Source organism: Methylobacterium sp. 001424705 (assembly GCF_059816145.1).
Genome location: NZ_JCBANU010000001.1, coordinates 373,548 through 393,478, shown reverse-complemented (window position 1 = coordinate 393,478; position 19,931 = coordinate 373,548). Strand labels below are relative to the sequence as shown.

The 19,931-nt window shown below is 69.2% G+C and carries 21 protein-coding genes; 13 read left to right on the top strand and 8 right to left on the bottom strand.

Annotation, left to right across the window (positions count from 1 at the left end):
* Positions 1–3: 3 nt before the first annotated feature.
* From AC6EUL_RS01860 to AC6EUL_RS01840, 5 genes are read right to left on the bottom strand one after another with little or no spacing between them, the layout of a single operon-like run.
* Positions 4–894: an alpha/beta fold hydrolase gene (locus tag AC6EUL_RS01860; RefSeq protein WP_499868504.1), complete on the bottom strand. Its 891-nt coding sequence runs from the start codon at positions 892–894 to the stop codon at positions 4–6.
* A gap of 43 nt (positions 895–937) precedes the next feature.
* Positions 938–1,441 carry a GNAT family N-acetyltransferase gene (locus tag AC6EUL_RS01855; RefSeq protein ID WP_499868502.1) on the bottom strand — a complete coding sequence of 168 codons (504 nt, stop codon included), beginning with the start codon at positions 1,439–1,441 and terminating at the stop codon, positions 938–940.
* Positions 1,438–2,541, bottom strand: coding sequence for a microcin C ABC transporter permease YejB (locus AC6EUL_RS01850; protein ID WP_056212538.1), 1,104 nt, complete (start codon positions 2,539–2,541; stop codon positions 1,438–1,440). The genes AC6EUL_RS01855 and AC6EUL_RS01850 overlap by 4 nt, the downstream gene beginning before the upstream one ends.
* 9 nt (positions 2,542–2,550) lie before the next feature.
* Positions 2,551–4,410 (bottom strand): extracellular solute-binding protein, encoded by a 1,860-nt coding sequence (locus AC6EUL_RS01845; RefSeq protein ID WP_499868500.1) that lies wholly within the window; start codon positions 4,408–4,410, stop codon positions 2,551–2,553.
* Positions 4,407–6,290, bottom strand: a complete 1,884-nt coding sequence (locus AC6EUL_RS01840) for an extracellular solute-binding protein (protein ID WP_499868621.1) — start codon at positions 6,288–6,290, stop codon at positions 4,407–4,409. Before AC6EUL_RS01840 ends, AC6EUL_RS01845 begins: the two co-directional genes overlap by 4 nt.
* Positions 6,291–6,510: 220 nt before the next feature.
* Between AC6EUL_RS01840 and AC6EUL_RS01835 the strand changes: the two genes are divergently transcribed.
* Positions 6,511–6,678, top strand: a complete 168-nt coding sequence (locus AC6EUL_RS01835; RefSeq protein WP_499868498.1) for a hypothetical protein — start codon at positions 6,511–6,513, stop codon at positions 6,676–6,678.
* A gap of 40 nt (positions 6,679–6,718) precedes the next feature.
* A complete protein-coding gene (locus tag AC6EUL_RS01830) occupies positions 6,719–7,054 on the top strand; it encodes a type II toxin-antitoxin system PemK/MazF family toxin (RefSeq protein WP_499868496.1) in 336 nt (111 codons plus the stop codon).
* Between the two features lie 102 nt (positions 7,055–7,156).
* Here the strand turns inward: AC6EUL_RS01830 and AC6EUL_RS01825 are convergent, their stop codons facing one another.
* A complete protein-coding gene (locus tag AC6EUL_RS01825) occupies positions 7,157–8,035 on the bottom strand; it encodes a c-type cytochrome (protein WP_499868494.1) in 879 nt (292 codons plus the stop codon).
* 315 nt (positions 8,036–8,350) lie between these two features.
* Between AC6EUL_RS01825 and AC6EUL_RS01820 the strand changes: the two genes are divergently transcribed.
* The 5 genes from AC6EUL_RS01820 to AC6EUL_RS01800 all read left to right on the top strand — a co-directional run bounded on the left by AC6EUL_RS01820 (position 8,351) and on the right by AC6EUL_RS01800 (position 12,284).
* Entirely contained in the window at positions 8,351–9,094 is a 744-nt protein-coding gene (locus AC6EUL_RS01820; protein ID WP_056352993.1) for a 3-deoxy-manno-octulosonate cytidylyltransferase, read from the top strand.
* Positions 9,095–9,118: 24 nt separating this feature from the next.
* Positions 9,119–9,976: a prephenate dehydratase gene (locus AC6EUL_RS01815; RefSeq protein WP_056270842.1), complete on the top strand. Its 858-nt coding sequence runs from the start codon at positions 9,119–9,121 to the stop codon at positions 9,974–9,976.
* Positions 9,977–10,280: 304 nt separating this feature from the next.
* Complete coding sequence (gene oxlT, locus AC6EUL_RS01810) at positions 10,281–11,567, top strand: oxalate/formate MFS antiporter (protein WP_499868492.1); 1,287 nt, start codon at positions 10,281–10,283, stop codon at positions 11,565–11,567.
* Between the two features lie 123 nt (positions 11,568–11,690).
* Positions 11,691–11,891: a hypothetical protein gene (locus AC6EUL_RS01805; RefSeq protein WP_056381622.1), complete on the top strand. Its 201-nt coding sequence runs from the start codon at positions 11,691–11,693 to the stop codon at positions 11,889–11,891.
* Between the two features lie 234 nt (positions 11,892–12,125).
* Positions 12,126–12,284 carry a hypothetical protein gene (locus AC6EUL_RS01800; protein WP_156389716.1) on the top strand — a complete coding sequence of 53 codons (159 nt, stop codon included), beginning with the start codon at positions 12,126–12,128 and terminating at the stop codon, positions 12,282–12,284.
* Between the two features lie 85 nt (positions 12,285–12,369).
* On the opposite strand, the gene AC6EUL_RS01795 is transcribed toward AC6EUL_RS01800, so the two are convergent.
* Complete coding sequence (locus AC6EUL_RS01795) at positions 12,370–13,095, bottom strand: fused DSP-PTPase phosphatase/NAD kinase-like protein (protein WP_056352996.1); 726 nt, start codon at positions 13,093–13,095, stop codon at positions 12,370–12,372.
* A 214-nt stretch (positions 13,096–13,309) separates the two neighbouring features.
* Here AC6EUL_RS01795 and AC6EUL_RS01790 point away from each other — a divergent pair, with 214 nt between their 5' ends.
* From AC6EUL_RS01790 to ppa, 3 genes are all read left to right on the top strand, one after another.
* A complete protein-coding gene (locus AC6EUL_RS01790) occupies positions 13,310–13,816 on the top strand; it encodes a GNAT family N-acetyltransferase (protein ID WP_056270834.1) in 507 nt (168 codons plus the stop codon).
* A gap of 75 nt (positions 13,817–13,891) precedes the next feature.
* Positions 13,892–14,221, top strand: coding sequence for a hypothetical protein (locus tag AC6EUL_RS01785; protein WP_056352998.1), 330 nt, complete (start codon positions 13,892–13,894; stop codon positions 14,219–14,221).
* A 124-nt stretch (positions 14,222–14,345) separates the two neighbouring features.
* Entirely contained in the window at positions 14,346–14,894 is a 549-nt protein-coding gene (ppa, locus tag AC6EUL_RS01780) for an inorganic diphosphatase (protein ID WP_056212520.1), read from the top strand.
* Positions 14,895–14,978: 84 nt separating this feature from the next.
* Here the strand turns inward: ppa and AC6EUL_RS01775 are convergent, their stop codons facing one another.
* Entirely contained in the window at positions 14,979–16,235 is a 1,257-nt protein-coding gene (locus AC6EUL_RS01775) for an FAD-dependent monooxygenase (RefSeq protein WP_499868487.1), read from the bottom strand.
* A gap of 275 nt (positions 16,236–16,510) precedes the next feature.
* On the opposite strand from AC6EUL_RS01775, the gene tesB reads away from it, so the two are divergent.
* From tesB to AC6EUL_RS01760, 3 genes are all read left to right on the top strand, one after another.
* Positions 16,511–17,389, top strand: coding sequence for an acyl-CoA thioesterase II (gene tesB, locus AC6EUL_RS01770; protein ID WP_499868485.1), 879 nt, complete (start codon positions 16,511–16,513; stop codon positions 17,387–17,389).
* A 342-nt stretch (positions 17,390–17,731) separates the two neighbouring features.
* Complete coding sequence (locus AC6EUL_RS01765; protein WP_055948310.1) at positions 17,732–18,070, top strand: P-II family nitrogen regulator; 339 nt, start codon at positions 17,732–17,734, stop codon at positions 18,068–18,070.
* Positions 18,071–18,160: 90 nt separating this feature from the next.
* Positions 18,161–19,666, top strand: coding sequence for an ammonium transporter (locus tag AC6EUL_RS01760; protein ID WP_056212514.1), 1,506 nt, complete (start codon positions 18,161–18,163; stop codon positions 19,664–19,666).
* Positions 19,667–19,931 lie beyond the last annotated feature (265 nt).

The window sequence follows — 19,931 nt, the reverse complement described above, 5'->3', positions numbered from 1 at the left end:
GCGTCACGCCGGCGGCCGCTCGAAGAATCGCGCGATCTCGGCCGCAGCCCGGTCGGGGTCCTCCCGGTGAGGGAAGTGGCCCACGCCGGGCATCGGCGCGAGGTCGAGGTCCGAGAATGTCTCGCCGAGGCGATCCGTCCAGGCGTAGGGGAAGAGCGGGTCGGAAACACCCCAGCGGACGCAGGTCGGCACGCCGATCGGGGGCAGCACGGGCGCCTCGCCACGAATCATCGCCAAGCGGCCTGCCTGTGAACTGACGTACCAGTTGAATCCGCCCTGAAGGTTGCCGGGGGCGAGGAAGTTGTCGGTGAAGGCGTCGAGCACATCGTCGAACGCGGCCGGGTTCCCGCCGGCCCAGTGGTGCAGGAAGTGACCGATATAGAGCCGGCAGCCCTCGCGCGAGGCCCCGACCTGCGCTGCCGCGAACGGCTTCACGTGGTAGGATTGATACCAGATTTCGGCGAGCATTTCGGGTGCGGCGAGGCGCGGGCCGATGCCCGGATAGGGGCAATTGAAGGTGAAGAGCCCCGTGAGCCGTTGCGGAGCCGCCCGGCCGAGGGCCTGCACCACGTAGGCCCCGACATCGTGGCCGACGACGCTGACGCGGTCGAGGCCGAGGGCATCGAGCAGCGCCACGACATCGTCGGCGTGCACCTCCGCGCCGGCCTTGGCGGACGGCAGCGCATCCGGCTTCTCGCTGGCGCCGAAGCCGCGCAGATCCGGTGCGATGAGCTCGAAGCGGCCAGCGAGGCGCCGCATCACCGGCTCCCAGGTCAGCCAGAATTCCGGCCAGCCGTGCAGCAGCACCAGCGGGCGGCCGTGCCCGAGCCGCGCCACGTGGAGGGCGACGCCGTTCGCCGTGATCGTGTCGTGCCGGATTGCCGTCGCGTCCATCGTTTCCGTCCCTGCCGGCGCCGGGTCGGCGCCCTCGGCGGAGTCAACGCCGGCGGAGGGCGGTGACGTTCCCCGAGACCATTGCGGCCGCGCCCGCGCGCAGTTCGCGCCAGAGGAAGCGGGCCGGGTCGACGGGGGAGGGCGGAATGAGACGCCCGGACGGGATCGGCGCGAAGCCGAAGCGCCGGTAGTAGGGCGCGTCGCCGATCAGGATGACGAGGCCGTGGCCGGCGGCGGTCGCCGCGTCGAGGCAGGCCGTCATCAGGGCGGCGCCGATGCCGCGCCCCTCGAAGCTGGGATCGACGGTGAGCGGCCCGAGCACGAGGAGCGGATCGCCCGCCTCGGCCGGACCCACTCGCACCGAGCCGACGAGGTAGGTCGCCACCAGGGCGGTGAAGCAGAGCTCGGCGACCGGTGCGGTCCCCTCGCGCAGGCGGTAGGCCGTGCGGGCGAAGCGGCCCGGACCGAACGCGCGGGCATGCAGCCGTTCGATCGCCTCGGCGTCGCTCGCGTGCTCGTGCCGGATGACGAGGGGGAGGGTGGTCACGTCGCCCGAGCCGAGAAATCGATGCGCGGGTCGATCCAGGTGTAGATCAGGTCGGAGAGCAGGTTCACCGCCAGCCCGAGCAGGGAGAAGATGTACAGGGTCGCGAACACCACCGGATAGTCGCGCCCGACGATCGAGGTGAAGGACAGGAGCCCGAGCCCGTCGAGGGAAAAGATCGTCTCGATCAGCAGCGAGCCCGTGAAGAAGGCCGAGATGAAGGCCGCCGGAAAGCCCGCGATGACGATCAGCATGGCGTTGCGGAAGACGTGCCCGTACAGCACCCGCCGCTCGGACAGGCCCTTCATCCGGGCCGTGAGCACGTACTGCTTGCGGATTTCGTCGAGGAACGAGTTCTTGGTCAGCAAGGTCGAGGTCGCGAAGGCGCCGAGCACCAGGGCCGCCAGGGGCAGCGTCATGTGCCAGGCGTAGTCGACCACCTTGCCCCAAAGGCTCAGGGATTCGAAGTTCTCGCTGGTCAGGCCCCGGATCGGGAAGATCTGCACGAAGGACCCGCCCGCGAACAGAATGATCAGCGCGATGCCGAACAGGAAGCTCGGGATCGCGTAGCCGATGATGACCACGGTCGAGGTCCAGAGGTCGAAGCGCGAACCGTCGTGCACCGCTTTGCGGATGCCCAGCGGAATCGAGATCGCGTAGGAGATCAGGGTCATCCAGAGGCCCAGCGAGATCGACACCGGCAGGCGCTCGCGGATCAGCTGCAGCACCGATACGTCGCGGAAATAGCTGTTGCCGAAATCGAACCGGACGTAATCCCAGATCATCTTGGCGAAGCGTTCGGGCGCCGGCTTGTCGAAGCCGAATTGCTGCTCGAGCTTCTTGATGAAGGCCGGATCGAGCCCCTGCGCGCCGCGGTAGCGGGCATTCGCCTCGCCTCCGCCGCCGCTGCGGGCGGCGCCGCCGAGGTCGCCGGCCCCGCCGGTCACCCGCGACAGGCTTCCCTCGTTCTGACCCTGGAGCTGGGCCAGCACCCGCTCCACCGGGCCGCCGGGGGCGAACTGCACGATGACGAAGGTGATGAGCATGATCCCGAAGATGGTCGGGACCATGAGCGCGATGCGGCGCAGAATGTAGCCGAGCACGGGTGTCCCTCAGGTTCGGCCGATGCGCCGGGCCTTGGCGGCATCGTACCACCAGACGCTCGGCGCGCCGAGATCGTAGGTCGGCCCCTTGGCCGGGCGGCCGTAGACGTCCCAGAGGGCCAGCCGGTGATCGGCCTTGTACCACATGGGTACCCAGTAGCGGCCGGCCCGCAGCACCCGGTCGAGGGCGCGCGCGGCGTGGATCATGTCGGTGCGAGAGGTCGCCTCCGTCACCCGCTCGATCAGGGCGTCGATGGCAGGGTTCGCGATGCCCGCCAGGTTGCTCGAGCCGGGCGTGCCGGCGGCGCGCGACCCGTAGGCCTCTCGGAGTTCGGGGCCCGGCGTGAGCCCGCTGGCGAAGCGGCGGGCGGTGAGGTCGAAGTCGAAATCCTTGACCCGGGCCTGGTACTGCGACGGATCGACCAGCCGGATGCTGGCGCGGATGCCGATCAGGCCGAGGTTGCGGATGAAGGGCTGTGTCACCGGCTGGAACACCGGGTCGTTGTCGAGGAACTCGATTTCCAGCGGCTTGCCTGAGGCCAAGCGGATCACGCCGCCGTCGCGGGTGCAGCCGGCTTCCCGCAGCAGGGCCACGGCGCGGCTGAGCAGGGCGCGGTCCTGGCCCGAACCGTCTGAACTCGGCGGGCTCCAGGCCTCGCCGAAGACCTCCGCCGGCAGGTCGCCCCGCATCGGGTCGAGGAGGGCCAGCTCCTCCGGCGCCGGGCGGCCGGTGGCCTTCAGGTCCGAGTTCTCGAAGTAGGAGGCCGTGCGGAGATAGGCGCCGTACATCAAGTTGGCGTTCGACCAGTTGAAGTCGAAGCACAGGCCGATCGCCTCGCGTACCCGGGGATCGCGAAAGGCCTCGCGGCGGGTGTTCATCCACCAGCCCTGCGTGCCCGAGGGACGGGCATCGGGCACCGTCTCCTTGCGGACGCGGCCCTCCTGCACGGCGGGGAAGTCGTAGCCCGTGGCCCAGACCCGGGCGGTGAACTCCTCGCGGAAGGTGAAGGCGCCGCCCTTGAAGGCCTCGAACGCGACCTGGCGATCGCGGAAATACTCGTACCGGATGGCGTCGAAATTATTCTGGCCCACATTCACCGGCAGCTCGGCGCCCCAGTAATCCTTCACCCGCTCCAGCTCGATGAAGCGGCCCGCCTCCACGCGGCCCACCTGGTAGGGCCCCGAGCCCAGGGGTGGCTCCAGGGAGGAGGCCTCGAAATCGCGCTTGGCGTAGTAGGTGGCGGAGAACACCGGCAGGGTGGCGACGAAGAGGGGCAGATCGCGGCTGCGGCCGGGCGCGAAGCGCAGGGTCACCGTGGCGTCGTCCTCGGCGACGGCCTCGGCGAGGTCGCGGATCACCTGCGAGATCTCGGGGTGGCCCTTCTCCTTCAGGAGGCGCAACGAGGCCGCCACGTCGTGGGCGGTGAGGCGCGCGCCATCGTGGAAGCGGGCCTGCGGCCGCAAGCTGAAGCGGTAGGTCAGCCCATCCTCGGAAATCTCCACCGAGCGGGCGAGGAGCCCGTAGAGGGCGTCCGGCTCGTCGAGGGCGCGGACCATCAGCGAGTCGAAGGTCAGGTTCATGCCGGCGGCGCCGTCGCCGCGCAGGACGTAGATGTTCAGGGTGTTGAAGGTGTCGGAGGCCTGGTTGCCCAGGGTGGCGGCGAGCTGCGCCGAGAAGCGCCCCCCCCGCGGCGCGTCCGGGTTGACGTAGTCGAAGTTCGGGAAGTCGGCCGGGTATTTCAGGTCGCCGAAGCTCGACAGGCCGTGGCTGGTGCGGGCCGCCGCCCGGGCGGGGGGCGGCAGCACCAGGGTCGCCCCGAGGGCACCGGCGCCTGCGACGACCGCACGCCGGGTCGGGCCGGCGCTCAACGCGGGGCCCCGGTCTTGGCCGCCAGGGCTTCGTCGTACCACCAGGTCGCGGGGAAGCCCGAGCTGCCGTATTTCGGAAGCACCGCCGGGTGCCCGAAGCGGTTCCAGCGCAGGGTGCGCGAGACGTTCGAGCCCCATTGCGGCACGACGAAGTTGTGAGCCAGCAGCACCCGGTCGAGGGCGTGGGTCGCCGCCAGCACGCCCGGGCGATCCTTCGCGAAAATTACCTTCTCCACCAGGGCGTCGACGCCTGCGTCCTTGATGCCGATGAGGTTGCGCGAGCCGGCCTTGTCGGCGGAGGCCGAACCCCAGTACTCGCGCTGCTCGTTGCCCGGGGAGAGGGATTCCGGCCATGAACTCGTGGTGATGTCGAAATCGAAGGCGCGCAGGCGGTTCTGGTACTGGGCCTGGTCGATGACCCGCAGGGTGCTGTTGATGCCGATGAGCTTCAACTGCGCCGCGTAGGGCAGCACGACCCGCTCGAACACGCTCTGGAATTCCAGGAACTCGACGGTGAGCGGCTCGCCGCTCTTGACGTCGGTCATCTGGCCGTTTCGCAGCTCGTAGCCGGCCTGCTTCAGGAGGCTGACGGCCTCGCGCAGATTGGCGCGCACCGCGTCCGGCGTGCCGTTGACGGGGTTCGTGTAGGGCGTGGTGAAGACGGAAGGAGGGACCTTGTCCTTCACGCCGTCAAGGATCGCCAGCTCGTCGCCCTGGGGCAGGCCGGACGAGGCCAGCTCCGAGCCGAAATAATAGGAGTCGATCCGCTTGTAGAGGCCGAAGAACAGCGACCGGTTCATCTCCTCGAAGTTCATCGCGAGATTGAAGGCTCGGCGCACCCGCGGATCGGCGAACTTCGCCCGGCGGGTGTTCAACACGAAGGCCTGCATGTTGCCGTTGCCGCGATCCGGGAACTCCTCCTTGATCAGGCGGCCCTCCTTCACGGCGGGGAAAGTGTCGTAGGCGGTGGCCCAGTTGCGCGCCACGTTCTCGGCCCGGAAGTCGAACAGGTCGCCCTTCAGCGCCTCGATCAGCACCGTCGCATCGCGAAAATACTCGTTGCGCATCGTGCCGAAATTGTTGCGGCCGACATTCACCGGCAGGTCCTTGCCCCAGTAATCCGCCACCCGCTCGTAGGTGGCGCTGCGCCCGGCCTCGAACTTCGCCAAGCGGTAGGGTCCCGAGCCCAGGGGGATCTCGAGGGTGGTCTGGGTAACGTCGCGCGGCCGCCCCTGCGCGTCGGTACCGGTCCACCAGTGCTTGGGCAGCACCCGCAGCTGGCCGAGTACCTGCGGCAGCTCGCGGTTGCCGGCTTCCGAGAAGGTGAAGGTCACCTCGCGCGGGCCGGTGACGACGGCCTTGGTCACGGTCTGGTAATAGGCCGAATAGAAGGGGCTGTTCGCCTTCAGGACGTCGAAGGACCAGACCACGTCCTCCGGTGTGATCGGCTCGCCGTCATGCCAGCGGCCCCCTTCGCGCAGGCGGTAGGAAACGGCGGACAGGTCGTCGGCGAGGCGCACGCCGTCGGCCAGGAGGCCGTAGGACGTGAACGGCTCGTCGGCCGATTCCGTCATCAGGGTATCGTAGATCTGGACGATCCCGCCTTCGAGATCGCCCTTCAGACCCGAGACCACGTAGTTGAAGTTGTCGAAGCCCCCCTGAGCCCCCAGCCGCACGAGGCCGCCCTTCGGCGCGCTCGGGTCGGCATAATCGAAATGCTGGAAGTCGGGGCCGTATTTCGGTTCGCCCATCAGCGTGATCGCGGGCATCCAGGCGCCCTTCGGCGCGGCGGGATCCGGATCGGGGGCGGCCCGGGCGGGCAGGCCACAGGCCAGGAAGGCGAGGGTGGCGACGAGGCGTCCGATCAAGGCAATTCGCATCACGGGCAGGCGGTCTCCGGATTCCGGGTGCGCGGGTCCGCCGCCGCACCGGCGACGGCAGGCGGGTGTTCTAGGACGGACCGGCCGCGAACGCCAAGCCGGCGCGTGCGCGCACGGCCCCGTCCCGATTTGCGAGCGAGCGACCGCGGCGCGGCGCCTCAAGCCATAGGCCCGGTGGTATGCTTCCCATGTACGACAGAAGCGTCATGCAGGAGCCATCATGGCCCAGGACAGCGCGGTTTTGCAGGTACGGCTCGATGAGCGCTTGAAGCAGGCCTTCGCGGATGCGGCGAGGCGGGACAGCACCACCCCGTCCGGGGCGCTGCGCGCCCTCGTTCAAGCCTACGTGCGCGAGAGCCGCCGGACGCGGATGAGACGGAGGCTCTGATCGCCGACGTACAAGATCTCGGGGATGCGGAATCTCGGTCGTGACCGGACGGCAGGCGATCGTGATCCTCGCCACCAAGGTAAGCTATACGAGCAAACCGCGACCGTGGGTGGTCATCCAGACGGACAGCTTTCTCCACACGGACAGCCTCACGCTGTGCCTGATGACGAGCGCGCGTGTGCTGGGGTCGCCGATGCTCCGGATCGACGTTGAGCCGAGCCCAGCCAACGGACTTCGCGAACCCAGCCAGATCCAGGTCGACAAGATCGTCACGGTCCCGCGCGTGAAGGTCGGAAGCATCGTCGGGCGTCTGGAGGATGCCTACATGCGCCGCCTCGAAGAAGCCGTGCAAGAATTCCTCGACCTCGACCGCTGACGCAGGGTTACCTCGAACGAAGAGGCAGGGCTCTGGCCCGGCCTTGGTCACTCTCCAGATATCTCGCTCAGAGCATCTCGGTCCGCGGCGAAGACAGGCGTCTTACTGCCCGGCCGGCTTCTCGGCCGGCACGGTTGCGGCCGGAGCGGGAGGCGCGGCGGGGGCTGCCCCGACCGGGGTATCGTCGGCGGGCTTCACGGATGCCGGCTTGTTCGCCTCTTCGCCCGCGACGGTGGGCTTGGCGGCCGTCGCCGGGTTGGCGACCTCCGGCTTCTGGTCCTCGGTCGACTTGGAGGCGTCCGCAGGTTTCGGCGCCTGCTCGCGCCGCACTTCCGCCGCGGGCTTCGACTCGGGATCGGGCTTGGCCTCGGCCGGCTTGGCATCCCCGGTCTTTGCGGCGGCCGGTTGGGCCTCGGCCGGCTTGTCGCCCTCGGCCTTCTTCTCCACGGCCGGCAGCGGCGCCGAGGTATCGGCGAGGCTGTGCAGGTAAAGGATCACGTCGGCGCGCTCGGTCGGCGAGGTGATGCCCGCGAAGGCCATCTTGGTCCCGGGGACGTAGCCCTTCGGGTTGGTCAGGAAGTGGTCGAGCTCGTCGTAGGTCCAGGTGCCGCCCTTCTCCTTGAGCGCGGCTGAGTACTCGAAGCCGGGCTCGTGGGCGCGCTGGCGGTCGACGACGCCCCAGAGATGGGGGCCGACCTTGTTCGGGCCGCCCTTCTCGAAGCTGTGGCAGGAGGCGCACTTCTTGGCCGCGGCCTGGCCCTTCTCGACGGTGGCGCTGGCCAAACGGATCGGCAGGGGCTCGGCCTTCGCCTCGGGCGCGGCGCCACCGGCAGCCTTCGGCTGCGGCTCGGGCAGGGCATAGCCCGCATTGCCCGCGGGCTTGGGATGATAGATCAGCTCGGCGACGAAGCCCGACCCCACGGCGAACAGCAGCGCGCCGAGCGCGGCACCCGCGACCTTGTTCAGCTCGAAAGAGTCCATTCTCGACAACTCCGGTGCGGCCGGCCTGAGGGGGAGAATTCAGGGCGAAGTCCAGCGCGTACCTGTGCCGGACTTTGGAAACGGTCGAGGGTGCTTAGCCGCTGAAGCCCGACCTTGACAATGGCCGAGTCACGCTTCGCGTAGTCGCAGACGGGCCGGTGTCGCCGCCATCCCTCACTTCTTCAGACGCGGGCGGGCGCATCCGGTTCCCGCCTCGCCCGACGCGGCTTTCCCGGCCCGGCGCCACATCGCCAGCATGACAACCCGGGGCGCCGCTGGTAAGCACCGGCCCCAGCCGGAGCAGGGCCCAGACCGATGTCCGATCCCATCGTCCTCATTCCCGCGCGCATGGCCGCGACCCGCCTGCCCAACAAGCCGATGGCCGATCTCGCTGGAGAGCCGATGATCGTGCATGTCTGGCGCCGCGCCGTGGAGGCCGGCATCGGCCCCGTGGTGGTGGCCACCGACACGCCCGCCATCGTCGAGACCATCGAGGCCGTGGGCGGCCTTGCGGTCCTGACCCGGGCCGACCATCCCTCCGGATCGGATCGTCTGGCCGAGGCCCTGGAGATCATCGATCCGCAGGGCAACCACGACGTTGTGGTCAATGTCCAGGGCGACTTACCGACCATCGACCCGGGCATCATCGGCGCGGCGATCCTGCCGCTGGCCGACCGCTCCGTCGACATCGCCACCCTCTGCGCCATCATCACCGAGGATTCCGAGCGGCGTGATCCCAACGTGGTCAAGCTCGTCGGCCACACGGTGGGCACCCGCCGCCTGCGCGCGCTCTACTTCACCCGCGCCGAGGCGCCCTGGGGGGAGGGGCCGCTCTACCATCACATCGGCCTCTACGCCTATCGCCGGAAGGCGCTCGCCCGCTTCATGGCCCTGCCGCCCGGCGAGCTCGAGGCCCGCGAGAGGCTGGAGCAGCTCCGCGCCCTCGAGGCCGGGATGCGCATCGACGCCATCGTCGTCGACGACCTGCCTCTGGGTGTCGACACCCCCGCCGACCTTGCGCGCGCCCGCGCCATCCTGTCGGCCCGCCGCCTGAACTGAAGCGCCCCGGAAAGACCAGCCCGCATGCCCCAACACATCGTCTCCTACCAGGGCGAGCCCGGCGCGAACTCACACATCATCTGCGCCCAGGCCTATCCGGACTGGACCCCGCTGCCGTGCCCGACCTTCGAGGACGCCTTCGCGGCCGTGAAGGAGGGCCGTGCGACGCGGGCGATGATTCCCATCGAGAACTCGATCGCCGGCCGGGTGGCGGACATCCACCACCTGATCCCGACCTCGGGCCTGCATATCGTCGCCGAGCACTTCCTGCCGATCCATTTCCAGCTGATGGTCCTGCCCGGCACGCCCGTGGCGCAGATTCGGACGGTGCACAGCCACGTCCACGCCCTCGGGCAGTGCCGCAAGATCATCCGGCGTCTCGGCGTTCGCCCCATCGTGGCCGGCGACACGGCGGGCGCCGCCCGCGAGGTGGCGGAGGCGGGCGATCCCACGCGCGGCGCTCTCGCCCCCGCGCTGGCGGCCGAGGTCTACGGCCTCGACATCCTGGAGCACGACGTCGAGGACGAGAGCCACAACACCACCCGCTTCGTCGTGTTCTCGCCCGAGCCCGAGCCGGTCTCGCCCGAGGCCGGCCCGATGGTCACGAGCTTCGTGTTCCGGGTCCGCAACATTCCGGCGGCCCTCTACAAGGCGCTGGGCGGCTTCGCGACGAACGGCGTGAACATGTCGAAACTCGAGAGCTACATGGTCGACGGCCAGTTCGTCGCGACCCAGTTCTACGCCGAGGTGGATGGCCATCCGGAGGAGCCGGGCCTGTCGCGGGCGCTGGCCGAACTCGGATACTTCTCGCGCGAATTGCGGATCATCGGGACCTACCCGGCGCATCCCTACCGTGAGGCGAGCCGCATCGCCGCGGAATAGGGGCTCCGCCCCGTCGCTCCCTTGGCAAGGGCAGGATCGCACCGGGGCCGGCCGCCGCCATGCCGCGGCGGATGACCCTCGTGGCCGTTCCGCGGGCCGGGGCCGCGCGTTCGGTGTGCGGCAGCCAACCCATGGGCATCCTCCCACAACCGGCACGATGATACACGGCGCCAGCCTCCGCGCGGGGTCCGGTCACCGTCGCACGTCCGAACCGACATTTTATTCTCTGGTATATTGCATACAAAGAAATTTGATGCATGCTGGCACGATCGGGGCGAACAATCCGATCGAGAAGGAATTCGGGATGGAACGTCAGGACTCACCGTCCGCCAAGTGGTGGCAACTCGCCTTCGGCGTGCTCTGCATGGCGATGATCGCTAACCTCCAGTACGGATGGACTCTGTTCGTCGACCCCATCGACACCAAGTTTCACTGGGGCCGGGCGGCGATCCAGTTCGCGTTCACCATCTTCGTGGCCACCGAGACCTGGCTGGTGCCGGTCGAAGCCTGGTTCGTCGACCGCTACGGCCCGCGCATCGTGGTCTGCTTCGGCGGCATCATGATCGCCCTGGCGTGGTTCCTGAACGCCCACGCCGATTCTCTCTTTCTGCTCTATGCGGCGGCCGTCATCGGCGGCATCGGCGCCGGGTCCGTCTACGGCACCTGCGTCGGCAACGCCCTGAAGTGGTTCCCGCATCGCCGCGGCCTCGCCGCCGGCGCCACCGCGGCCGGCTTCGGTGCGGGCGCGGCCGTCACGGTGGTCCCGATCGCCAAGATGATCGCCACCAGCGGCTACCAGGATGCGTTCCTGTTCTTCGGACTGGGTCAGGGGGCCATCGTGGTCCTCCTCTCGTTCTTCCTGCGCAAGCCGTCCCAGGCCGTGCCGATCCAGCGCAAGACCCTGCGCCTGCCGCAGGCCAAGGTCGATCGCACTCCGCGCGAGGTGGTGCGCACCCCCGTCTTCTGGCTGATGTACGTGATCTTCGTGATGGTCGCCTCCGGCGGGCTGATGGCGGCGGCGCAGATCGCCCCGATCGCCCACGACTTCAAGGTCGCGGACGTCCCCGTCAGCCTATTTGGACTGCAGATGGCAGCGCTCACCTTCGCGATCTCCCTCGACCGCATCTTTGACGGCTTCGGACGCCCGTTCTTCGGCTTCGTCTCCGACAATCTCGGGCGCGAGAACACCATGTTCATCGCCTTCTCGATCGCCGCCCTGGCGATCATCACCCTCCTGACCTACGGCTCGTATCCGCTGGTCTTCGTGTTCGCCACGGCGGTGTATTTCGGCGTCTTCGGCGAGATCTACTCACTGTTCCCGGCGACCTGCGGCGACACCTTCGGTTCGAAGTTCGCCACGACGAATGCCGGCCTGCTCTACACCGCGAAGGGCTCCGCCGCGTTCCTGGTGCCGATCGCCAGCGTCATCTCGGCCAAGTACGGCTGGTCGGCGGTGTTTTCGATCATCATCGGCCTCAACGTCGTGGCGGCGATCCTGGCGATGTTCGTGCTCAAGCCCCTGCGCCTCCGCTACCTGAACGACGAGACCGTCCCGATTCCCGTCGCGGCCCGGCCTGCCCAGGCCGCCTGACGCGCAGGCCGTCCCGCGTGCGGCGGGCGTCGACGTCCGATCGGCCGAATGCGTGCCGATCGGGCGATGGATCGAATGGACGGTCAGATCGAGGTCGAGGCCGTCCCGGAACCGAGGTTGTCCATGAACATTGCGGCGGCACTCACCCTCCAGACGCTCCCTTTCGCCGGCATCGTCCTGGCCGGTCGCGACGACCAGGATCTCTTCGCGGTCGTGTATCTCGGTGCGGTGGGCCTGATCCTGACGCTGATCATCCTCACCGGCGAAAGTCCGAGCGACGTCTCGTCCTTCGCCACGGATCTCGAAAGCCTGTCCGTCAACTGATTGCTGCGTTGCGAAATCCATCGCAACCGAGACAAGCGTCTTCGCACGGAAATCCGGTCAGCCCTGCAGGATGGACGATTGAGCGATGCGGACGTCGCGGGGCGACGGTCCTTGAGACGGAGGGGCGGTCCCAGCCCTGCGTCGACGGCATAAGTGGTGTGTAGAATTCAGTATACCAACGGAAATGGTGCGGTGCCATATCCGGTGCAACGCAATCGCCCTGGAACACCACCGATGATCGCTCTTCTCGTCCTCGCCGCCGTCGCTCTCAACGTCTCGCTGGTCTTCGTGGCCGCGAACCTCCTGACGCCGAACAACGGCCCGCTTTCCAATTCCGGCCGCTTCATCGCCAGCAACGAGAACGCCCCGTCGACGATCCGCCTCGCCGCCTGAGGCGATTCCGCCGGGCGTCCACGCCCTGGCGAACGGTCCATGAAAAGCCCGCCCGGCCCGGCCGCGGCGGGTTTTTCGTGCCCGGCTATTCGCGCTTGATGATCCGGTCCACCACGAGGTCGGACCAGAAGCCGGGGCGGAACGAGCGCTTCAGCGCCTCGGGATCGTATTCGGTCTCGACCCAGGTCAGGAAATCCAGGCCCTTGGGCTCGCCCTCCCGGCGGTAGAGCGCGAAGAACGCGTCGAGGATCCCGGTCTTGGCGAACCGGAAATGGCCGTAGCGGGCCGAGAGCTGGCCCATGGCCTCCGACACCGGCAGGCCCTCGTGCAGGATGAGGTAGAGCGCTGCCGCGAGGCCGGCGCGGTCCGCGCCCGACTTGCAGTGCATCATCGCCGGGTACGCGACCCCGTCGAAGAACGCCTTGGCGGCCAGGATGGTCTCCCGCGAGGGCGCCTCCCGCGAGCGCAGCACGAACTCCACCAGGGTCAGGCCCTGCCGCTCGCAGGCCTCGCGCTGGAGCGGCCAGGAGCCGTGCTCGCGCCCGCCGCGCAGGGAGATCACGGTGCGGACCCCCTGGCGCTTGAACCAGGCCAACTGGTGCGGCGTCGGTTGGGCGGAGCGCCACAGCTTGCCCGCGCCGATCCGGTGGCGATTCAGGTAGGCGAGGCGGAACACCCCGTGATCCACCAGCAGCATGTTCGCCCAGGCCTTGGCCCGCGAGACCGGGCCGGCGATCGGGCGCTCGAAGCGCGCGATCCGCGCCATGCGCCGGGCGTAGCGGGTCTCGTACGAGAGGAAACGGTTGAACACGGGGACGGTGGGACCGCTCTGTCGGGGACGGGGAGGGGCTGATCTACCAGTGCGCGGCGGCCGCGGCAAACGCGCTGTGGAGAGCGGGGAGCAACCGGCATCGACCTTGCGTTGCTCCCCGTCGCCTTGTCTTCGCCCGGATCGTCGCCTCCGATGCGGTGGTCGACACCGATTGCGAACCGTCCATCGTCTTCATCGAGCGCGGGGATCCGTCATGCGAACGAGCACCACCAGCATCCGCCGCGCCCGTCCGGCCGACGCCGACCCCCTGGCGGACCTGTTCGACGAGACCTGGCGCGAGGCCTACCGGGGGATCATCCCCGGGGTCGCCCTGGAGCGGATGATCGCGCAGCGCAGTTCGCAGTGGTGGCTCGGGGCCACCCAGCGCAGTCGACCCCTCGTGGTGGTCGAGCAGGCGAGCACCATCGTCGGCTACGCGGTCTACGGACCGGCGCGGGGCCGCATCCTGCAGGCACCCGGCGAGATCGACGAACTCTACATCCGCCCGGCCTACCAGGGTCTCGGGCTCGGCCGCCGCCTGTTCCGGGCGGTTTCCAACGACCTGGCCGACCACGGCCTGACCCGGGTCGGGGTCTGGGCGCTCGAAGGGAACGAGCGGGCCTGCGCCTTCTATGCCGGGCTCGGCGGCATCGCGATCGGCCAGGCTGTCGACCGGATGGCCGGAACGGTTCTGCCCAAGGTCGGTTTCCGATTCAGCTGACTTCGCCGAAGCCTGCGCCGCCCCTGCGGTCCGGCTCGGCAAGTCGGATCCTCGGGCGAGCGAGCGGGACGACGGATGAGCGTGACGGCGGCGGATTGGGACAGGCGGGTCACGGACCTCAGCGCGAAGCTGCCGGACCGCATGCGCCGCGCCGTGGACTGGCTGCGCGAGCCGTCGCGGATCTGGGTCCGTCTCCTGGCGGCGATCCTCTTCATCCTGGGCGGCATCTTCTCGATCCTGCCGATCCTCGGCCTGTGGATGCTGCCCCTGGGTCTCGCCCTCTTGAGCCAGGACGTGCCCGCCCTGAAGGTTCCCCTGGAGCACGCGGCCCGCTGGATCGAGCGCATGGTCCAGCGCCTCGCCGCGGCCTGGCGCCGGCGCTTCGGTCCCTCGGACCGGCCCTGAAACGCGCCCGACAATTTCGTGCAAACGTCGCCGCCCGCCGCACGGTACGATTTCCTTCGCGGCGGAAGGGCCTTAAGACACCCGGCAACGGGGCCGGAATGTCCCTGCTTGCGGGAGCACACATATGATCATCGACGCGGTCTCGATCGGCAAGAATCCGCCTGACGACGTGAACGTCATCATCGAGGTACCGATCGGTGGCGACCCGATCAAGTACGAGATGGACAAGGAGGCCGGCGCCCTGGTGGTCGACCGCTTCCTCTATACGGCGATGCACTACCCGGGCAATTACGGCTTCATCCCGCACACCCTGTCGGGCGACGGCGATCCCTGCGACGTGCTGGTGGCCAACACCCGCGCCATCGCCCCCGGCGCCATCATCAGCGCCCGTCCGATCGGCGTCCTCGTGATGGAGGACAATTCCGGCGAGGACGAGAAGATCATCGCCGTGCCGTCGCGCCACCTGACCATGCGCTACGATCGGATCGAGAACTACACCGACCTTCCCGACATCACGATCCACCAGATCCAGCACTTCTTCGAGCACTACAAGGATCTCGAGCCCGGCAAGTGGGTCAAGATCAAGCGCTGGGGCGGCAAGGACGAGGCGCACCGCCTGATCCTCGAGGGCATTGAGCGCGAGAAGGCCAGCAAGGCCGCCAAGGGCAAGTAACGTCCCCCGGCACGTCGTCCACAAAGACCAGCAATTCGCAGCGCGGCGGTCCCTTCCTGATGGAAGGGGCCGCCGTTTCGCGTTTCAGAGCGCCTCGCCGCGCATCAGCCGGGGCTGCGGTCCGCGCGCAGCGGCCGCCTCGCCGATGAAGAGCCGCTTCAAGCCGGGAAGCCGGTCGACGAGGCCGAGGCCGACATCGCGGGCGAGGCGCAGCGGCGTCACGTCGTTGGAGAAGAGGCGGTTGAGCCCGTCCGTCACCGCCCCCATCGCGACGGTGTCGAAGCGGCGCCCCCGCTCGTAGCGCTTCAGCACGTCCGGGCTTCCCGGATCGAGACCGAGGCGGAGGGCGTCGGTCACCGCCTCCGCCAGCACCGCCGCGCCGGCGAGGCCGAGGTTCAGGCCCTGGCCGGCGATCGGGTGGATGACGTGCGCGGCATCGCCCAGGAGCGCCAGGCGCTCGCCCCGGAAGCTGCGGGCCATGCCGAAGGCGAGGGGATGCGCGCTCGGGCCCCGCTCCAGCGCCAGGCGCCCGAGGTTGAGGCCGAATCGGCGCTCGATCTCCGCCAGGGTCTCGTCGGGGCCGCCTCCGGTCAGGGCCGGCACGTCGGCCGATCGCTCCGTCCACACGATGGACGAGCGGTGCCCGAGGGCGCCCCCGTCCACCAGGGGCAGGATGGCGAAGGGGCCGCCGGGCAGGAAGTGCTCGTAGGCCCGGCCCGCATGGTCGCGTTCGTGCCCGATCGTGGCGACGAGCCCCATCTGCGGATAGGACCAGCCGACCCAGCCGATCTTCGCGGCCTCGCGCAGGCGCGAGCGCGCCCCGTCCGCGGCGACCAGGAGCGCGGCCTCCAGCACGCGTCCGTCGGCAAGCGCGATGCGGGTGGTGCCGCCGGCGGGCGTGGCCTCGAGAAGGCCGGTGGGTTCGAAGAGCACCCCGGCCGCCTCGGCCGCCGCGAGCAACGCGGCCACGAGGGGCTCGGCCTCGACCATATGGGCGAAGGGCGCGCCGGCCTCCGCCTCCTGCGCGAAGGTGAGGAAGACCGGGCGCACCGGGTCCGACAGGCGGCTGTCGCTTACCACCATGTCGTGGATCGGCTGCGCCGCCCCCTGCACCGCATCCCAGATGCCGAGGCGCGCGAACATGCGCCGGCCGCCGGCCGCCACCGCGTAGGCTCGCCCGGCATGGCGCGCCGCCCCGGCGCTCAGAGCGGGATCGCAGACCGTGATCGTCAAGGCCGGGCCGTTGGCCTGGGCCAGCGCAAGGGCGAGCGTCAGGCCGGGAATGCCGGCGCCGGCGATGACCACGCTGCGCCGGTTTCCGCGCTTCTCCGATCCGTCCATGCCGATCCCCGCCGCCCTCGCTGCCAGGGAGGGAGTGCCATTCCCCGGCGCCGGGGGCAACGCGCGGCGTCAGGGATCGGGCCCGCGCCATCGTCGCTGGGGCCGGTCGCCGAAACCGGCCCGAAGCCGTGCCATCCGATCCTCGTGATCCGATCCTCGCGATCCGATCCTTGCGATCCGATCCTTGCCATCGGAATGGTTCACATGTGAAGGATCGCCCGTGGCGCCGCGGCGCCCACCCGGCTCGCGGATCGCCGGGCGACCAGGGAAGCGGCATGACCGGCATCGTCACCGAACTCCTCGACATCCTCGACCTGAAGAGCCTGGAGCCGGATCTCTACCGGGGCGAGAGCCTGCAGACGGGCTGGTTCCGGGTCTTCGGCGGGCAGGTCGTGGCGCAGGCGCTGGTGGCGGCGACCCGTACGGTGCCGGAGACCCGGCCGCCGCACTCGCTCCACGCCTACTTCCTCCTCGGCGGCGATCCGAAGGCCCCCATCGACTACGCGGTGGAGCGCATCCGCGACGGCCGCAGCTTCACCACCCGCCGCGTCGTCGCGCACCAGCACGGCCGGGCGATCTTCGCGATGTCGGTCTCCTTCCATGACGCGGAGGCGGGCGCGACCCATCAGGCGACCATGCCGGACGTGGCTCCCCCGGAGGAGGTGCCGGAGGCGCCTGCCGCCACCGCCGACGCCGCCCGGCGCGGGCTCGCGATCCCGGCGCCGATCCTCTCTTATTTCGGCCGGCGCCGGCCCATCGAGCTGCGGCCCGTCGAGATCGAGCGCTACCTACGCCGGGCTCCGCGGGAGCCGCGCTTCCACGTCTGGATGCGCGCCGTCGACCGCCTGCCCGACGATCCGGCGATCCACCGCGCCGTCCTCGCCTACGCCTCTGACATGACGCTCCTCGACGCCACCCTGATCCCGCACGGCCAGACCGTGTTCGACCCGGAGATCCAGTCGGCGAGTCTCGACCACGCCTTCTGGTTCCACCGGCCGTTCCGGGCCGACGACTGGCTGCTCTACGCCCAGGACAGCCCGAGCGCCGACGGGGCCCGGGGCTTCGCGCGCGGTCAGATCTTCACGCGCGACGGCACCCTCGTGGCGTCCGTGGCCCAGGAAGGCATGATCCGGCCGCGCCGCGCCGAAGCCTGACAGGCTCGGCGCAACCGGCGAAAAACGCCTGCGCCGTGCACGGATTGCCTGCCTGGTCGGCTCTGTGCCTAATCTGAGGGCAAACTTGGCCGTCGAAACGCCGCGTCATGAGTCAGTGACCGGATACTTCTTGGGCAGATGTGGGTTCGGCAAAAAAGTTCCGTTGGCATAGTCCTTGAATATGGGTGCGGGTGAACGGGTCGGAAGCGGCCCGGGCGCACCGGCCGGTCCGATCGTGTCGCGACGCTTGCGTGCGCCGGCCGGTGGCCTCCACGCGCGCATGTGTCTGTCCACTCGGTTCACCTCGTCGAACTCAACTCGTAGCTTAAGGGGGCGTCGCCCATGAAAATCGTGATGGCCATCATCAAGCCGTTCAAGCTGGAGGAGGTCCGCGACGCTCTGACCGGCATCGGCGTCCACGGCCTGACCGTGACCGAGGTGAAAGGCTACGGACGCCAGAAGGGCCACACCGAGATCTACCGGGGCGCCGAGTACGCCGTGAGCTTCCTGCCCAAGCTCAAGATCGAGGTGGCCGTGGCCTCCGACCTGGTCGCGAGCGTGATCGACGCGATCGCGGCCGCCGCCCGCACGGGCCAGATCGGCGACGGCAAGATCTTCGTCGTGCCCCTCGAGAAGGCCGTCCGCATCCGCACCGGCGAGACCGACGTCGACGCCCTCTGAGGCGACCGCCTGTCCGGACGATCGCGTCCGGGCGCCCCTGACACGTCCCCTTCACATCAACATCGCACCGCGATCGGGAGTCTCGTTTCCATGAAGCTTCGCAATGCCCTGGCGCTCGGGCTGGGGGGTGCCGCGCTGGCACTCCTGTTCATCGAGCCATCCCTTGCGCAGACGCCCACGGCGGAGGCCGTGACGGCCGCCGCGAGCGCCGCGCCCGTCCCGAACAAGGGCGACACCGCCTGGATGCTCATCTCCAGCGCCCTGGTGCTGCTGATGGTCGTGCCCGGCCTCGCCCTGTTCTACGGCGGCCTCGTTCGCACCAAGAACATGCTCTCCGTCCTGACGCAGGTCTTCGCCATCGCCTGCATCTCCTGCCTGCTGTTCGTGATCTTCGGCTACAGCCTCGCCTTCACCAACGGCGGCGGCCTCAACGACTTCGTCGGCGGCCTGTCCAAGGCCTTCCTGAAGGGCATCGACGCGAACTCCACCGTCGCCACCTTCTCGAACGGCGTCGTGATCCCCGAATACGTCTACATCTGCTTCCAGATGACGTTCGCGATGATCACCCCGGCCCTCATCGTCGGCGCCTTCGCGGAGCGGATGAAGTTCTCGGCCCTGGTCGTGTTCATGATCCTCTGGACCACGCTGATCTACTTCCCGATGGCGCACATGGTCTGGTACTGGGGTGGCCCGGACGCGGTCGGCAACGCCGCCAAGGCGCTGGCCGCCGCCACCGACGACGCCTCGAAGGCGACCGCCCAGGCGGCCCTCGACGCGGTGAACGCCGATGCCGGCCTGCTCTTCAAGTGGGGCGCCCTCGACTTCGCCGGCGGCACCGTGGTGCACATCAACGCCGGGATCGCGGGATTCGTCGGCTGCCTCATGCTCGGCAAGCGCATCGGCTACGGCCGTGACCTGCTCGCCCCGCACTCCCTGACCATGACGGCGATCGGCGCGTCGCTCCTCTGGGTGGGTTGGTTCGGCTTCAACGCCGGCTCGAACCTCGAGTCCAACGGCACCGCCGCCATGGCCATGCTCAACACCTTCGTGGCCACCGCCGCCGCAGCCCTCTCCTGGCTGTTCGTGGAGTGGATGCTGAAGGGCAAGCCGTCCCTCCTCGGCATGCTGTCGGGCGCCATCGCCGGCCTCGTGGCCGTCACCCCGGCCGCCGGCTTCGCCGGCCCGATGGGCTCGATCATCCTTGGCCTCGTCGCCGGCGCGGTCTGCTTCATCATGTGCTCCACGGTGAAGAACGCCCTCGGCTACGACGACTCCCTCGACGTGTTCGGCGTCCACTGCATCGGCGGCATCCTAGGCGCCATCGCCACGGGCCTGCTCGTGAACCCGGACTTCGGCGGCGTCGGCCTGCCCGACTACACCTCCAAGCCCGGTGAACTCGCGGTCGGCGCCTACGAGACCAGCGCCGCCCTGATGAGCCAGATCAAGGCCGTCGGCTTCACCATCGTCTGGTCGGGTGTCGGCTCCGCCATCCTGTACAAGCTCGTCGATCTCACCATCGGCCTGCGCGTCACCCAGGACGAGGAGCGCGAGGGCCTCGACATCGCCGATCACGGCGAGCGCGCCTACAACTACTGAGCCATACGACGCCCCCGGGCGTCGGACGGAAAGGCCCCGGTCCCTGCGACCGGGGCCTTTCTCGTTCCGGCCCCCGGTCGAGCGGGCTCTGCGCAGGCGTCCCGCGGCCTCACGGGGCCGTGAGACGGGACCTGCCCGGTCGCGCGCCACCTGCCCGCGAAGCGCCCACCGCAGCGGAATGACTCGATGCCGGAGCGACCCAGGGAAGGACGGCATTGCAACGGCGCGCGCAGGGAAGTCTCAACCTTAGCCAGCCGTTAACTCC

What these genes read in the sequence shown, in the direction of transcription:
- AC6EUL_RS01860 (WP_499868504.1), bottom strand. Translation starts at nt 894, where the DNA reads ATGGACGCGACGGCAATCCGGCACGACACGATCACGGCGAACGGCGTC.
- AC6EUL_RS01840 (WP_499868621.1), bottom strand. Translation starts at nt 6,290, where the DNA reads ATGCGAATTGCCTTGATCGGACGCCTCGTCGCCACCCTCGCCTTCCTG.
- AC6EUL_RS01835 (WP_499868498.1), top strand. Translation starts at nt 6,511, where the DNA reads ATGGCCCAGGACAGCGCGGTTTTGCAGGTACGGCTCGATGAGCGCTTG.
- AC6EUL_RS01825 (WP_499868494.1), bottom strand. Translation starts at nt 8,035, where the DNA reads ATGGACTCTTTCGAGCTGAACAAGGTCGCGGGTGCCGCGCTCGGCGCG.
- AC6EUL_RS01820 (WP_056352993.1), top strand. Translation starts at nt 8,351, where the DNA reads ATGTCCGATCCCATCGTCCTCATTCCCGCGCGCATGGCCGCGACCCGC.
- AC6EUL_RS01815 (WP_056270842.1), top strand. Translation starts at nt 9,119, where the DNA reads ATGCCCCAACACATCGTCTCCTACCAGGGCGAGCCCGGCGCGAACTCA.
- oxlT (WP_499868492.1), top strand. Translation starts at nt 10,281, where the DNA reads ATGGAACGTCAGGACTCACCGTCCGCCAAGTGGTGGCAACTCGCCTTC.
- AC6EUL_RS01805 (WP_056381622.1), top strand. Translation starts at nt 11,691, where the DNA reads ATGAACATTGCGGCGGCACTCACCCTCCAGACGCTCCCTTTCGCCGGC.
- AC6EUL_RS01800 (WP_156389716.1), top strand. Translation starts at nt 12,126, where the DNA reads ATGATCGCTCTTCTCGTCCTCGCCGCCGTCGCTCTCAACGTCTCGCTG.
- AC6EUL_RS01790 (WP_056270834.1), top strand. Translation starts at nt 13,310, where the DNA reads ATGCGAACGAGCACCACCAGCATCCGCCGCGCCCGTCCGGCCGACGCC.
- AC6EUL_RS01785 (WP_056352998.1), top strand. Translation starts at nt 13,892, where the DNA reads ATGAGCGTGACGGCGGCGGATTGGGACAGGCGGGTCACGGACCTCAGC.
- ppa (WP_056212520.1), top strand. Translation starts at nt 14,346, where the DNA reads ATGATCATCGACGCGGTCTCGATCGGCAAGAATCCGCCTGACGACGTG.
- AC6EUL_RS01775 (WP_499868487.1), bottom strand. Translation starts at nt 16,235, where the DNA reads ATGGACGGATCGGAGAAGCGCGGAAACCGGCGCAGCGTGGTCATCGCC.
- tesB (WP_499868485.1), top strand. Translation starts at nt 16,511, where the DNA reads ATGACCGGCATCGTCACCGAACTCCTCGACATCCTCGACCTGAAGAGC.
- AC6EUL_RS01765 (WP_055948310.1), top strand. Translation starts at nt 17,732, where the DNA reads ATGAAAATCGTGATGGCCATCATCAAGCCGTTCAAGCTGGAGGAGGTC.
- AC6EUL_RS01760 (WP_056212514.1), top strand. Translation starts at nt 18,161, where the DNA reads ATGAAGCTTCGCAATGCCCTGGCGCTCGGGCTGGGGGGTGCCGCGCTG.